Origin of the sequence: Oenococcus kitaharae (genome assembly GCF_025758695.1) — a bacterium.
GTDB lineage: Bacteria > Bacillota > Bacilli > Lactobacillales > Lactobacillaceae > Oenococcus > Oenococcus kitaharae_A.
In genome coordinates this window covers 395,485-410,163 of sequence record NZ_JANJQP010000002.1, presented here as the reverse complement: position 1 = coordinate 410,163, position 14,679 = coordinate 395,485, and the positions used below count along the sequence as shown (strand labels likewise).

Sequence of the window (14,679 nt, the reverse complement as noted above, 5' to 3'; positions counted from 1 at the left end):
CCCACAAGCCTTAACCATTGTTAACCCAAATCAAATCAATTTTAATCTTAACACGCAATAAGCATGGCACAGAACCATTGAAAGTTACATTTTGGTTACCCGCGTCAGAATCGTCTGCGTTTTACAATACCTTTGTATGCTTTTTTTATATAATCAAATTATATGAAAAACAAAAAGATAGATTGGCTGGCTAGTGCCGCTTCAGTGGATATTTTTACCTACAGCAACCATAAATTGCAGGATTTATCAACGGGTGATAAACACTTCAATCGCGGCATCATGCTCAAGGCGAGCAAGCAGGCTAAAAGCGGTCTGTATACGATTGTTCAATATAAGTCTGGTTATATGCTGCTGGTTCCGATAAATGAAAATGCAGGCCTGATTTTATTGCCAAAAATGGATATTAACGAAGACCTGAGGAATGTTTTTTCCAGCATTGACTTTGTTAACCATTCGATCAATACGGCCAAACTTGCTTTTCATCTTTATACAGGGTTAGACGCGCCGGACTGGGATATCACAATGGTCCAGCTGCACGGTGATTATAAAGTTGTCGAGCAGACGCGGCCCATGAATGAAATGGTCGCCTTCCACGTGTATACCGTGAAAATGATCGAAGCCCTCAGCAATCTAGATGAGGATCGATTCAAAGAAAGCCTGACAGATATGAAAGGCTGCCGTGTCTTTGGCGAAGCACTGACGACAATGAACGTCATCCGCGGGCAGAAAGATATCCTGATTGATTTAATCAGCAAATTGACCGACAATGTCACCAAATTAGGTTTGCCAATCGAAAAAGTCATCCCGATTCAGATGGGATCAATTCAAAAGATCGAATATCAGACCAATATCCTGAATTTCGATGCCTGGCTGGAAGAAATCCCCTGGATCTTCTTTAATGCCTTTCGCAATTATCGTCAGTCGCTGTTCAAAGATAAGGCTGAGCGGATCAAAGATTATCTGAAAAATCACGCGCAGGATAATCTGCGTTTGAAAGATATTTCTGAGGTCTTAGGCATTTCCGAGCAGAACCTGAATCAGATTTTTAAAAAGAAATTCGGTGCGACGATCAAGCAATTCTCGATTCAGCTGAAGGTCGAAGCAGCCAAGGGCCTGCTGACGACGACCAGACTGAAAATCAAAGATATTGCCGATTACCTCTCATTTGCCGATGAGAGCTACTTCGTCCAGACTTTCAGTAAGCTGATTGGTGCGACCCCGGCTAAGTTCCGGCAAGCACATATTCAGGCAAAATTAACAGAAACAAAAAACGCGCAGCTGTAACACTGCACGTTTTTTATTGCTTAATTATAAATCTTAATCTTCGTGGCGCTTGCGCTTGAGCAGCCAAGCTTCGGCAGCTGAAATTGCAATGAGCGTCCCACTGATCGTAGAGAACCAGATGACCTGTTCGCCCGTATTAGGCAGCTCATTGTGCCCATTAGAGAAAGCGGTGGCAGATGGCTTCTTGTAGTTGACCAGTTTGCCAGCGTTAACCGTTTCCGGCTTGCCGGCTGCCTGATCGCCAATGACGAAGCTGACCGCCTTGCCATTGAGCTTGTAGCCAGCAGGTGCTTTGGTCTCGATGAATTGATACTTGCCCGGAGCCAAGTGATCAACTTTTACAAGGCCATCCTTGCCAGAGACAAGGCCTGACTTAATTGTCCGGCCAGTCTGATCGACAAGCTTGAATTCAGCGCCGGCTAATGGATTACCTTGTGCGTCAGTCTTTGTGAGAACAGCAGAACCTTGATAGTTGACAAAGTCTTGCGGCATCTTGACTGTCACTGGCTGGCCTTTAGCAGAAGCAGCGATCGTGAAGTCGGCTTTCGTCGTATTCAGGATGTAGCCCTTTGGTGCTTGTGTCTCGACGAAGCTGTAATCGCCAGGCTTCAGATCCGTAACTGTGACATGACCCTTGGCATCCGAGATTAAGCCGGTCTGGACATCTTTGCCATCTTTATCGATGACTTTGAATGTTGCGCCAGCAAGCGGATTGCCTTGTGCGTCAGTCTTTGTCAATTCGGCTGTGCCTTGGTAATTAACAAAGTTCGAAGCGACTTTGACGATAGCCGGTTCACCCTTGGCTGCTGTGTGAATGATAAATGGTACACCGGCTTTATTCAGGATGTAGCCTTCAGGCGCTTTAGTCTCATAGAAAATATATTGACCAGGTGCCAGATTATCAATCGAGACATGTCCTTGTGCATCGGAAACAAGACCAGTCTTCACAACTTGACCGTCCTTGTCGACAACTGTGAATTCAGCGCCGGCAAGTGGATTGCCCTTACTATCAGTCTTGGTCAGTTGAGCGGAACCCTTGTAGTTGATGAACTGAGAAGATGCATTGACAACTTCTGGTTCGCCTTTAGCTTGGGTGTGAATCGTGAATGGCGTTCCTGTGCTATTGAGAATGTAGCCATCAGGAGCAGTTGTCTCATAGAGAATGTACTGTCCTGGAGCCAGGTTAGTTGCAGAAACTTTACCTTCAGCATCGGAAGTCAGATTCGTCTGTACATCATTGCCTTGTTTATCAACAATCTTGAAGACAGCGCCGGCTAGTGGATTGCCCTTGGCGTCGGTCTTTGTCAGGGTCACAGAACCTTTGTAGTTGATAAATCCAGAAGAAGCATTGACGACAGCTGGCTGTCCAGCTGCTTGAGTATGAATCGTAAACGGTGTGGCAGTCGTGTTCAGAACATAACCATCAGGTGCTTGTGTTTCATAGAAGATATATTGACCTGGGGCTAGATCCGTCACAGTGACAAGGCCTTTGGCATCGGAAGTCAGATTTGTCTGAACATCTTTACCATTTTTATCAACGACTTTGAAGACAGCGCCGGCAAGTGGATTGCCTTGTGAATCAGTCTTTGTGATCGTTGCAGAACCCTTGTAGTTGGTCAGTGCACCGGCATCAACCGTTGCGGGCTGACCAGCTGCTTGGGTGTGGATCGTGAATGGTGTGCCGACTGTATTTAAGACGTAGCCAGCAGGTGCTTGTGTCTCATAGAAGATATATTGGCCAGGTGCCAGATTATCGACTTTGACAACACCAGTTGCATCAGAAGTCAGATTCGTCTGAACATCTTTACCGTTTTTGTCGACAACTTTGAAGATAGCGCCGGCAAGTGGATTGCCCTTTGCATCAACTTTTGTCAACTGAGCGGAACCCTTGTAGTTGATAAAGCCTTCTGAAGCGACAACAACTTGTGGCTGGCCTTTTGCTGAAGCGGCAATCGTGAAGCTTGTCGGATTCGTATTTAAGACGTAGCCATCAGGCGCTTTCGTCTCGACAAAGCTGTAGTCACCAGGTGCCAAATGTGTGGCCGTAACTTTACCAGCCTCATCGGAAACAAGTTTGCTGATAACCGTGTTGCCCTTACTGTCGACGACTTTGAATTCAGCACCAGCTAATTTCGTACCGTTTGCTGACACTTTGGTCAGCGTTGCCGAACCCTGATAGTTAATGAAGTTATCAGAAGCATCGACTTGTACCGGCTGGCCTTTGGCCGCTGTATGAATCGTAAAGGCGATACCTGTCTTGTTCAAGACATAACCGATAGGAGCTTGCGTTTCATAGAAGATGTACTGTCCTGGTGCCAAATTAGCAACAGTCACCTTACCATCAGAACCAGTCGTCAAGCCAGTCTGAACATCTTTACCGTTTTTATCAACGACTTTGAAGATAGCGCCAGACAATGGGTTGCCTGCTTCATCTTTCTTTGTCAGTGTTGCAGAACCTTGATAGTTGACAAAGTTTTCTGTGACTTTGACAACTGCTGGTTCACCCTTGGCGGCAGTGTGAATCATAAATGGTACACCAGTCGTATTCAGGACATATCCGGCAGGCGCTTTAGTCTCATAGAATTCATATTGACCAGGTGCCAGATTGTCGACTGTGACATGGCCATCTTTATCAGAAATCAGGCCAGTCTGGACATCTTTGCCCTGTTTATCGACAACTTTGAATTCAGCACCGACTAGTGGATTGCCTTGACTGTCAGTCTTAGTTAATTGAGCAGAACCCTTATAGTTAATGAACTCATCGGAGGCTGTCACAATCGTCGGCTCGCCTTTGGCTTGCGTATGGATTGTGAATGGCGTACCAGTCGTATTTAGGATATAACCAGCAGGTGCCTGTGTCTCGACAAATTCATATTGGCCAGGCGCCAGCTTGTCAACGCTGACAACACCTTGATTGTCAGAAGTCAGATTAGAGGCAACGACTTGACCAGCTTTATTGCGAACTTCAAATGTTGCACCAGCTAATGGCTTGCCATCTTTGTCTGTCTTGATCAGCTGTGCTTTGCCTTGATAATTGACAAAGTTGGCTGCCACTGTCACGATAGCTGGTTCACCTTTAGCGGCAGCATGAATCGTGAATGGTGTGCCTGTCGTGTTCAATACGTAACCTGTAGGTGCTTGTGTCTCGTAGAAAAGATACTGTCCTGGAGCAAGATCCGTTACCGTGACCTTGCCTTGGGCATCGGAATGCAAGCCGGTCTGGACATCTTTGCCGTCTTTGTCGACGACTTTGAAGATCGCGCCTTGTAATGGCTGACCAGTTGCATCTGTCTTAGTTAATTGTGCAGAACCCTTGTAGTTAATGAACTGAGAAGCTGCGTTAACAACAGCAGGTTGTCCAGCTGCTTGGGTGTGAATCGTAAACGGTGTGCCTGTCGTATTCAAGACATAACCATCAGGGGCCTGTGTTTCGACAAATTCATATTGACCCGGTGCTAGATTAGTAGCAGTGACAATACCTTGTTCATTCGAAGTCAGGCCAGTCTGCACATCTTTGCCGTTTTTATCAACGACTTTGAAGACAGCACCTTGCAAAGGATTGCCCTTAGCATCGGTCTTAGTGAGTGTGGCGGTGCCTTGGTAGTTCATGAATTCAGAGGAGGCATTCACAACAGCTGGTGCATTTTGTGCAGAAGCAGCAATCGTGAAGTCCGTCTTATTCGTGTTCAAGACATAACCGTCAGGTGCTTGCGTTTCAACAAAGCTGTAATCACCAGGTGCAAGATCAGTCACTGTGATCTTGCCATCAGCACCAGAAGTCAATCCAGTCTGAACGTCATTGCCATCTTTATCAACGACTTTGAAGATTGCACCTTTCAGTGGATTGCCTTGTGCGTCAGTCTTTGTCAAAGTGGCAGAGCCCTTATAGTTGGTCTCAGATGCCGTGGCAGGAGTGCTTGTTGGATTAAAGGTAATTGTGAATGGTGTGTGAACAGTATTCAGTACATAACCATCAGGCGCTTTTGTCTCGACGAAGTAATAATCACCAGGGAGTAAGTCATCTTTACGAATTCGGCCATCTGAATCAGTTGTCAGATTTGAGGCAACAACACTATCGTCAGATGCCTTGCGAATTTCGAAGACAGCACCAGCAAGATTTTGGCCGTTGCTGGACTTCTTTGTCAGAATGACGGATCCGCGCTTTTCAGCATTTGCAACAGCGACCGTTTTAACATCGGTTGTTGATGGATTGAAGTCAATCGTGAAGGCGTACTGCTTAGTGGAATCCAATGAATAACCAGCTGGTGCATAGGTCTCCTTGAAGTAATAGTCGCCAGGCTTCAAATTGCTGACTGTGGCATAGCCATCATCACCAGTTCTCAGATTAGATTGAACTAGGTTGCCATCAGCCTGATAAAGATCAAAGTAAGCACCGGCAAGTGGCTTATTTGTGTCGGCATCGGTCTTAGCTACACGAGCAGAACCAGTCTTCTTCGTGTTTTGAGCACTTACACCAAGTGATGTGACTTGGTTGAAGGCAATCGTGAAGTTATGGTGAGAGCCATCAAGGACATAACCATCAGGTGCTTTTGTCTCGACGTAGTAGTAATTGCCAGGCAGCAAACCATTGGCTGTAAATTGGCCATTGGCATCAGTAGTCTGGTTTGACAAAACTGGTTGGGCATTGCCAACTCTGTAGATAGAGAAGATGGCGCCTTGCAAAGGCTGATTCGTATCAGCATCAGTCTTGTTCATAACTAAGGAACCGCGTTTCTCAGCGTTGCCTGCATTCACGATTACGGCCGTCGACTGTTGGCCCAATACGATTGAGAAATCATATTGCGTTGTATCACCAAGGGTATAACCAGCAGGTGCGGCAATTTCTTTGAAGTAGTAATTACCAGGTTTGAGATCGCCAACCTGGATTGTACCAGCAGCATCAGTTGTCCGATCACCACCAACTTGTGTCCCATTCGCTTGGAACAACTGGAAGACCGCGCCCTGCAAAGCTTGATTCGTATCGGAATCAGTCTTATAGAGAATGACTGAGCCAGAGGTTTCAGAATCCGAGACATTCACATTAGTCGTGATGTGGCTGGAATCCAAAGTGAAGTTATGGTGCGAAGAATCCAAGTTGTAGCCGGCAGGTGCGGCTGTTTCAACAAAGTAATAACTGCCAGCATCCAGGCCCGAATAAGTCAGCTGACCATTTTTATTAGTCGTCAAACCAGCCTGAATCAAATTGCCATTAGCACTGTAAAGGCTGAAGATTGCACCAGGCAAGACGCTGCTTGTATCGGCATCGGTTTTTGTTAAGGTAACGGTCCCCTTTTGGTTGGTTACACTCTGAGTAACAGTCGTGTTGTCTGTCGTGGTATTTGGAACGGTAATTCTGCGTCCCGAAATTAGGTCAGCAGGAACAATGTAACCATCAGTCGTTGGGCCTTGTGTTTCAAACAAAAGATAATTGCCACTCTTGATGCTTCCCCAAGTAATTTGGCCAGAAGCATCAGTCGTACCGCTTCTCAAAAGCATACCCTTTTGGCCGTTACTGATAGACCACAACTCGAATTTCGCACCTGCTAATGGTGTGCCAGAATCCTGATCCGTCTTAACGATCTGCAAACTGACATTTTTGCCCTGAGATGTACCGCTACTATTAGCAACGGAGATAGATTGGGAGCTTGGCTGATTAACAGTCTTTTCACCATCAGCAGTAGCGGTAACGCTATTGTCCAATGTATCTGTTTCACGAGAAGAATTGATTAAGGCACGGTATTCAATGGCGTAAGCAGTAGAAATTTCATGCAAAAACTTAATCGTCATCGTCTGAACGCCGGTGGTCTGATCAGTTTGCAAATCAACCGTATAATCAACGCCTTCTGTTAATTTGGCATTGAGATTTGGTGAGATATGCTGATTGGCCTGGCCAGGATTTATCATAATCACACCATTAGCATCAATATTTGCACCATAAATGGCAATTGAATTTGGATCAATGATTTGGTTCGTTGAAGGATGATCTACAAGAGTGACATTGTGAACTGTAGATTGTGATTCATTGACACCTAAATACCATTTCGCATATGCGGAATCAGTTGTATCTTGTTCACCAGTCTTTGCGACATAACTGCCACTATTTGGCACTGAGACTGAAGCTGTTAAATCATGCTCACTCTGTCCATTAGTATATTTGGCAGTATTATCATATGAATCTTGGTCAATCACTTTCCCAGTCAGACTGGTCTCATAGGTCAGGATATAAGTTTTGCTGCTTGGGCTTGGCAGAATCGCTGTCAATGTACCTTGTGTACCGCCGGTCGTATCTGCAGCAGGTGTGTAAGTGATGTTAGCCGAATTAACCAAGGCTCCCTGGATAGCCTGTCCATTGGATGAATTAATCGTTGCCTCATACAGCTGTGCACTGCCTGCGACATAGTCCTGATCACCAATAATATCATCAGAAATGCTTGCATTGTCTAGTGCAATTTGGTTGTAATTAGCGATCACGGTCCAAGTAATGTGCTTGGTCTGCGCATTATAGCTGCCAGACTTTGTGCCGTCGCTTACAAAAGGTGTGTGCGGCTGAAAGGTGTCGTCCGCATGATTCTTGTGGGTAGCACCATTCCTATCCACCCAAGTAGCGTCGGCAGAGTTTGTCCATTGGCCATTGGCAGGCAGTTGCAAGCCGTTAAAACCAGTCGTGTAAGTCAAAGTGTAGTTATCACTCGTAACAGCTAAGGAACCAATAAATGTAATTTTGAAACCATCACTCGTTGGTGCGATTGTGTAATTAGAAGCTGCAACATCGGTATTTGTCACATTATCATGCAGAACATATGAACCCGGCACGATAGTTAAGCCAGCCGGTGACATGGTATCTGTCAAAGTATAACCATGCATTTCCTGACGGCCATCATTAATATTCAGATGCCACTGTAAGGTTTTATTGTTGTAGTCAACATGATCATGACCCTTGGTCAGCCCTTCTTCACCAACTGTGTTCCCACCAGAAGTCGCTGTTTTGTTATTGCTTGTAACATTATTGCTAATGCTCGTTGACCCATTGATAGGTGTCGTTACTTGCGAATCATAATTAATGACGATGCCGCTATTCAATCCGTTCGGGAAAGTAATCGTCATTTGTTTGTTGCTAGAATCATAAGTGATCTTGTAATCGGAAGCTGGTACAGTACCACCATTGCGATATGTTAACGTCGGTGTGCCCGTATAAACTTGATCGCCAACCAGACTGTCCGTCAGCGTTGTCCCGGCAGGCAGACTTTTTTCACCAAAATTATAATCAACGTGCCACTTGTATTTCTGGCTGCCACCATCGGTACCATCAAACCCTTTTGCAAGCAAGCCGCCGTAGGTTGGCGAGACAGAAGCAGAAGCTGTGTAATCTTTACCATTATTGGTTAAAGTCGCTTGGTTAGTGAAAGTAACAGTGCCACCATCATCTGGGATGGCTGAGGAATTGATATTTGTCGTATATTCAATCTTAAATGCTTGGTGCGTATGCGCATAAGTGCCGCTAAATTGAACAGTGCCATTCGCGTCAACTGTATAGTCAGTTCCAGGAACCAAGGCTGCACCAGTAGCAGTCACATGACCGTTCATATCGATTGTTAGTGGATAAACAGCCGTATTGCTAAGTGTGGTGCCAGCTGGCATTGGATCTGTTACGGTAGCATCATCTAGCTGCTGCCCGTCTGTATTGATAGTGACATCCCAAATAGCTTGTTTAGGATTAGGGCCTGCCGACAGGCTGCCAGCTTTCGATATATCGTGGCCGCCGGTTGGATTAACAACAATGTGAGTTGTTTGATCACCACTTTTAACCGGGATATCAATTGTAGTCGTCCCGGGAACATTCACATTGATTTGTGATTGGTTGTAGTTAAAGGTGCCACTAATATCTGAATGACCTTCTACCTGATCAGTGAAAGTAAAAGTAACTTTGCCTTGGTTATCGATCGTGTAGTTAACATATGGGCCAGCAGGAAGAGGGGTGCTGTTAGGACGATAAGTAATATTAGAAGGTAATTGGAAACTAAAAGTATCACCAGCTTGTAGCTGATAACCATTTAACAGATCATTTGGAATAGACCAAGTGTAGGCAATATCAATCCTGTCACTGGCATTCAGTGATTGGCCGTCCACAAGAGGGCTGCCATTCACTGTAATGTCAGCCGAATCAATGATTGTGCCGTTATCGCTAGCTGGCAAATATTGAGAAATATCATGAGCATCATTTGCAGCCATAATCCTAGGAGCCCTCGCTGCCGGCTTAGCAACACTTGCACTTGAAGAACTTGCAACCGATGATGAAGCAGCACTGCTAGTAGACGAGGTCGCTTGAGTCAAATCAGCAGAAACTTTCTGATCTTGATAGGTCAGCTCGATTTTGCTCGTGTTGCCGATTGAGCTGCTGTCCAAAGTGACTGGAATTGTCACTTCACCTTGGCTGCCTGCTTTGGCAGTCAGCTTGATATCGTTCTTTTCAGTCACATAAGTAACTGACGAATTCTCTTTTGTCGCTTGTTCATCAGCTGTTTTAAAAGCCAGTGGCGAATTAAGAGAAATCTGATAGTCGCTGTCAGCAGTTGCCGTTGGCAGATCAACCTTCAAATTATATTGATTTGCATTCTCTGGATCAGCTTTGACGCTTTCCAGGCGAATACTAGTACCACTTTGTGCTGACGTAGTGACAGCATAGACTTGCGAACCGATTCCAATATATTGGAAGGCAAGAATCAAAGTCATGATAATCGCATACGTCCGTTGAAATACCTTATACATAGATAAACTCCTCAGTGAATTTAAAACTGCAGCAATGCCCGGTTACTTTTGTGCTGAAATGATCTGATCAGAATCAGCCGTTTGTGAAACGTTCTAAAAGAGCTCATCACAAAAGCGGGCGGAATGTGCCATAAAGGAATATAGCACTTAGACGCAGAAAATGAATGTAAAAAAATAATATATTAGTGTAATTTTTTAATAGTTTTTTGAAATTTTTAGTGTTTTTTTATAAAATCAACGATTCTCAACCCATAAATGTGAAATCGTTATCATAAAATCTCATTCCCTGTGGAATAATTGCGCTCGTTTTTCTTAAAAAAAAATCTTTTTCACAAACTTTTTTAGCAATTTGAGATCCAAAACAAAAGAATCGTCCTATAACGATATAGATTTACTGATTTCAGAGATTTATCGTAACTCAGACAAGGGATCGCTTGCAGGCAAGACAACAGGTCAACGATAAATGCACAAACTCCCCCATCCCCAACCGTTTTTCTTTATAATGGCTTTAATGCAGGTGCTGGGAGCTTTAATCAGATTTACTTTCATGCGATTGAAAAAATCGCATTTTTTTGCTGTACTGGCCGGTCTGATCATCGTTGCCAGCTTCGCGTTCAGTTTTTCGTCTCTTTTCGGACAAATGGGCAGCCGCATTAACGAGAATGCCAGTGAATATCAGGCTTCACAGAATGCTTTGGTCGTCTACGATGGCTATGCAAAAATCCCAGCAGCCATTCAGGCCAGCTACAAAAACCTTCAAAGCCAGCTGAATCAAGTGGCTGGTGTCTTGGCCGATGACCAGATGGAGCATGGCAGTTCTTTTAGTCAATTGGATCTCTCGTTACGCCGAACACAGCTCAAGCAATTTGCCTACCGCCACCATATTCCTGTCAGAAATTCTCTTTCCTATCCGCAAGTCCAGGCACGCATCGCGCTGGATCACTACTACCTGTCTCATGGCCGCAATGAAAATTCCCATATCCGTACACTGGCCGATGTCTTAAGTAACTGGACAGGCCTTTTGCTGACAGCCTTCAGTCTTTTCTGTGCCATTATTGCAGCGGCGGTCGGCTCAATCAGCGATACAAGAAAATCGGCCTTCAAGGGTCTGCCTATAAAAAATCGCCTCTATACCATCGCGAATTTTCTGGCAACAGCTGCCATCACTCTTTGTTCTCTAGTCTTCAGTAGTGTGTTAGTCGCCCTGTCTGCCTTATTATTTGGTGCTCGCTTAACTCTTTGTAAAATTATCTTTTTGTCTTTTGACCGCTTTCAGGCTATCAATTACTGGCTCGTATTCGCACTGATTCTTTTAACCAGCCTGATTTTATCGCTGCTTTTTTCCTTATTAGGACGCATCGTCGAACAGTTCACGCCAGTCAATTATTTTTTTGGCATCGGCTTTGGCCTGCTTTTCTCCTTGCCGGCTAATATCTTTGGCATCTTGTCACTGCTTAATCCTCAGCAGATTCTCAGCGGCGATGCGGGCTTTATCATAGGCCTGCATACCAATCTGCTGCCGATTTATTACGTCATTGTGCTGGTCTTGATTATCGTCAGTTCCCTTGTCTTGTCCCTGCTGACTAATTTTAAAAAAGGAGGACGCCTCTCATGAAAGCTAATTTTCTTTTTGAATTAAAACGAATTCTAAAACGCAAAAAGAACCGCCTGGCAATCACAGTTTTTTTGCTGCTGGCCGTCATCTTTGCAATCTTTTTCAGCCAGAAAACTTTTCAAGGCGAGCGCGTCAATCAAGAACTGCTGACACAGAATAACAATTATCAAATCCGCACTTTGCGCCATGTACGTGCACATCATATTCCCAACGGTCCTGTGTTGACCTTCTATCCTAAATCAATCGCCATCAATAGTCGCCGGGTTGCAGATCTGAAAAGCCATAATTGGCAGAAATATGCCCGTGACAGCGCTGCTTATTTTCCGGCCTTCACGCGCTGGTATCAACAAGGCGCTGCCCAAAACATGAGTTATCCGACCAACTACGGCGATACGAATAACTACCCAATGGGTTTTGTGGATTCGGCCAATTATTATTATCGTTATTCAGCCAGCTACTATCGAGCAGCAGCTAAAAGCAAGTCTGTCAACCGTCACATGCTTGAAGAGGCTTCATCGGCCGGCAGTACGCTTAATTTTCTAAAATCCGACGCAATTTCAGTCTTTTTTCTCCTTTTGATCATCATCGTCTGCGATCAATTGGTTTCCGATAGAAAACATCGGTCGATTTTTCTCGGACAACCACTTTCTTTGTATCGGCGTACTTGGTCCAAGACGGCCGCGGCATTGACGAGCTGGCTGATTCTTTCGGCCATCGCGATCGCACTGGTCGCCCTTGTAAACGGCCTGCGCTTCGGCTTTTCCGACTGGTTGATCAATCATCCTCTGGCACATAATGGCCGTTTTTACCCCTATTTCACACAAATTCAACCTGCACTAGAATTGCTTCAGGCAATCGCATTATTAGCAATTTTGGGGCTTTTGATCAGCCGGCTAGCCATCTTGCTGAACCTTATTTTAAAAAACGAATTCCTGACAGCGTTGGCCTTGGCCATTCTCGTCTTTTTTGAGCGCATCTACTGGTATCCTTACTGTGGCATCGCTAGCGATTATTCTATCTATCCTTTTCCCTACTTTCAGGTCGGCCGACTGGTCACAGGCCTGCAAAGCTTTATGTACGCGCAAAACGGGCTAACCTTCGCTAAGGGGATGCTCGTGATTGCCTGTTATGTGCTAGCCCTAGAAATTCTGATTCAAATTATTCTGCTCGCGACAAAATCAGGCTATCTAAGGAGAAAATCATGATCAAAGTAAGTCAATTAGACAAAAGTTTTAAAAATAGAGGCAGCCGGCAGGATGTCTTAAAACAAATCGATCTCACTTTCAAAGAGGGCCAGATTATCGGTCTAGTCGCGCCAAACGGCACTGGTAAATCGACCTTAATCAATCTGATCATGGGCTATCTGCAGCCGACTGCCGGATCGATCGAAATCGATGGCATCCGTTACAAAAACGAAAGTCAGCGCGTAAAAATTCATCGGAAAATCGTCACTTTGCCCGATCAATTCGACTTGGAACCGGCTCTTTCCGGCTTGGACCATCTAAGACTCTACGCCGGCACTTACGGCCATGATAAAGACCGTGTTAAAAAAATTATCGATCAATTAAATATGGCCGGCTACGTGAATAAGGCCGTTTCCAGCTATTCATTAGGCATGCGCCAACGACTGACTTTTGCGATGGTACTGGCTGCCGATGCCGATTATCTGATGCTCGATGAAGTCATGAACGGCTTGGATTTAAATAACGTCGAGCTGCTGTCCGATATCTTACGGGCGCTGCGCGATTCCGGGAAAACACTGATCATCGCTTCGCATATTCTAGCTAATCTGCAGTCAATTGCCGACCGGATTATCTTTTTACATCACGGCAAGGTGGTACTGGATTCCACACAGCAGCAAGAGGAGCAATTATTCGTGAAAGCCGATCTGACCCAAGCAGAATTAGCCAAATTGCCCGACGTATTAAGTCGCCATGCCATCAATTCTGTCGGTTACCGTAAGCTTTTTCCGGTTAGTGAACAAGGCTACAATTATGTGATTCAGGAAATCAAAAAAATCTCGCCGGCCGAAATCAGTTTCGGGACGAGAAATCTGGAAGATTATTATTGGAAATTCTTTGGCCAGGAACAATCGGCCGTCTGACTACTTTTTAATGATTGAAGCTGCAATTCGGCTAACCAATTGTTCGCCGCTTGTCTGATCGGTGTTATTTTGCGTCAAGATCGCGACTAGGTAACGTTCTTTTTCAGAAAAACCGATCGAATTCACATACCAGCTGCCATTGTCGGCATTGAGCCAACCGTTTTTAAAGGCAGGATCTTTCATGACACCAATACCAAAACGCTGGCTGGCAGTAATACCCTTCATCAAGTTCAGGATGTAGTCATGATCAGCAGCCGGAAGCGTTTTAATGTCTTGCAGCAATTTAATCTGATTGCCAGCTGTGGAAGTAGACAGCCCAAAACCATTGTAATTAGGAATGGTTTCAGTCATACCCAGATTCGACCACAGCCGTTCTAAGGCTGGAAATCCACCAGCAGCGTCAAACAAATCAACGGCAGCATCATTATCTGAATAAGTGATCATAGCTTGAGCCTCTTGATCCAAGTCGCCAGTCAGAGGGCCGTCTTCTTTGACTAAAGCCGTTAAAATCGAGGCCTTAACCGAGCTGGCCAGCCAAAAATTTGTACCGCCGTTGTAGTAGGTCAGCTTATGGCCGGTTTTCGTGTCCAATACATAGACATCAGCCTTGGCCGAGCCAACTAAAGCGTTCACGCGTTTAGTGAAATCAGCTTGCGGCAGCATTTCCCCAACAATCGCAACATTGCGTTTTTTGTTTTTTTTAGCAAAAAACATTTTATCAAAAACACTTCTTGCCTGACTTTCAAACATCACAAAACGATTGATCGGCCGGCCCTTTACGGTCTTGGCCACTACTGGAAAACTATGGGCTACGCCGACACCGAGCAAAAGGGTCGAAAGCAGCAACGCGCAGCATATAGATAGGTACTTCTTTCTCATTACAAACTATCATACGCTTAATAAATATAAT

The 14,679-nt window shown here is 45.0% G+C and carries 6 protein-coding genes; 4 read left to right on the top strand and 2 right to left on the bottom strand.

The window, feature by feature from the left end; translation table 11 throughout:
* Positions 1–162 precede the first annotated feature (162 nt).
* Positions 163–1,284 carry a helix-turn-helix domain-containing protein gene (locus tag NRF22_RS05450; RefSeq protein ID WP_263779564.1) on the top strand — a complete coding sequence of 374 codons (1,122 nt, stop codon included), beginning with the start codon at positions 163–165 and terminating at the stop codon, positions 1,282–1,284.
* A 33-nt stretch (positions 1,285–1,317) separates the two neighbouring features.
* On the opposite strand, the gene NRF22_RS05445 is transcribed toward NRF22_RS05450, so the two are convergent.
* Positions 1,318–10,050 carry a SpaA isopeptide-forming pilin-related protein gene (locus NRF22_RS05445; RefSeq protein ID WP_263779563.1) on the bottom strand — a complete coding sequence of 2,911 codons (8,733 nt, stop codon included), beginning with the start codon at positions 10,048–10,050 and terminating at the stop codon, positions 1,318–1,320.
* Between the two features lie 511 nt (positions 10,051–10,561).
* Here NRF22_RS05445 and NRF22_RS05440 point away from each other — a divergent pair.
* The 3 genes from NRF22_RS05440 to NRF22_RS05430 are packed head-to-tail and all read left to right on the top strand — an operon-like array spanning position 10,562 to position 13,769.
* A complete protein-coding gene (locus NRF22_RS05440; protein ID WP_263779561.1) occupies positions 10,562–11,665 on the top strand; it encodes a hypothetical protein in 1,104 nt (367 codons plus the stop codon).
* Positions 11,662–12,870: a hypothetical protein gene (locus tag NRF22_RS05435; protein ID WP_263779560.1), complete on the top strand. Its 1,209-nt coding sequence runs from the start codon at positions 11,662–11,664 to the stop codon at positions 12,868–12,870. The genes NRF22_RS05440 and NRF22_RS05435 overlap by 4 nt, the downstream gene beginning before the upstream one ends.
* On the top strand, positions 12,867–13,769 hold the full coding sequence (locus tag NRF22_RS05430; protein WP_263779558.1) for an ABC transporter ATP-binding protein: 903 nt from the start codon (positions 12,867–12,869) through the stop codon (positions 13,767–13,769). Before NRF22_RS05435 ends, NRF22_RS05430 begins: the two co-directional genes overlap by 4 nt.
* On the opposite strand, the gene NRF22_RS05425 is transcribed toward NRF22_RS05430, so the two are convergent.
* On the bottom strand, positions 13,770–14,648 hold the full coding sequence (locus NRF22_RS05425) for a serine hydrolase (RefSeq protein WP_263779557.1): 879 nt from the start codon (positions 14,646–14,648) through the stop codon (positions 13,770–13,772).
* Positions 14,649–14,679 lie beyond the last annotated feature (31 nt).

Bases quoted from the DNA above. Each gene is read 5' to 3' on its own strand.
- NRF22_RS05450 (WP_263779564.1), top strand. From the start codon at position 163: ATGAAAAACAAAAAGATAGATTGGCTGGCTAGTGCCGCTTCAGTGGAT.
- NRF22_RS05445 (WP_263779563.1), bottom strand. From the start codon at position 10,050: ATGTATAAGGTATTTCAACGGACGTATGCGATTATCATGACTTTGATT.
- NRF22_RS05440 (WP_263779561.1), top strand. From the start codon at position 10,562: ATGCAGGTGCTGGGAGCTTTAATCAGATTTACTTTCATGCGATTGAAA.
- NRF22_RS05435 (WP_263779560.1), top strand. From the start codon at position 11,662: ATGAAAGCTAATTTTCTTTTTGAATTAAAACGAATTCTAAAACGCAAA.
- NRF22_RS05430 (WP_263779558.1), top strand. From the start codon at position 12,867: ATGATCAAAGTAAGTCAATTAGACAAAAGTTTTAAAAATAGAGGCAGC.
- NRF22_RS05425 (WP_263779557.1), bottom strand. From the start codon at position 14,648: ATGAGAAAGAAGTACCTATCTATATGCTGCGCGTTGCTGCTTTCGACC.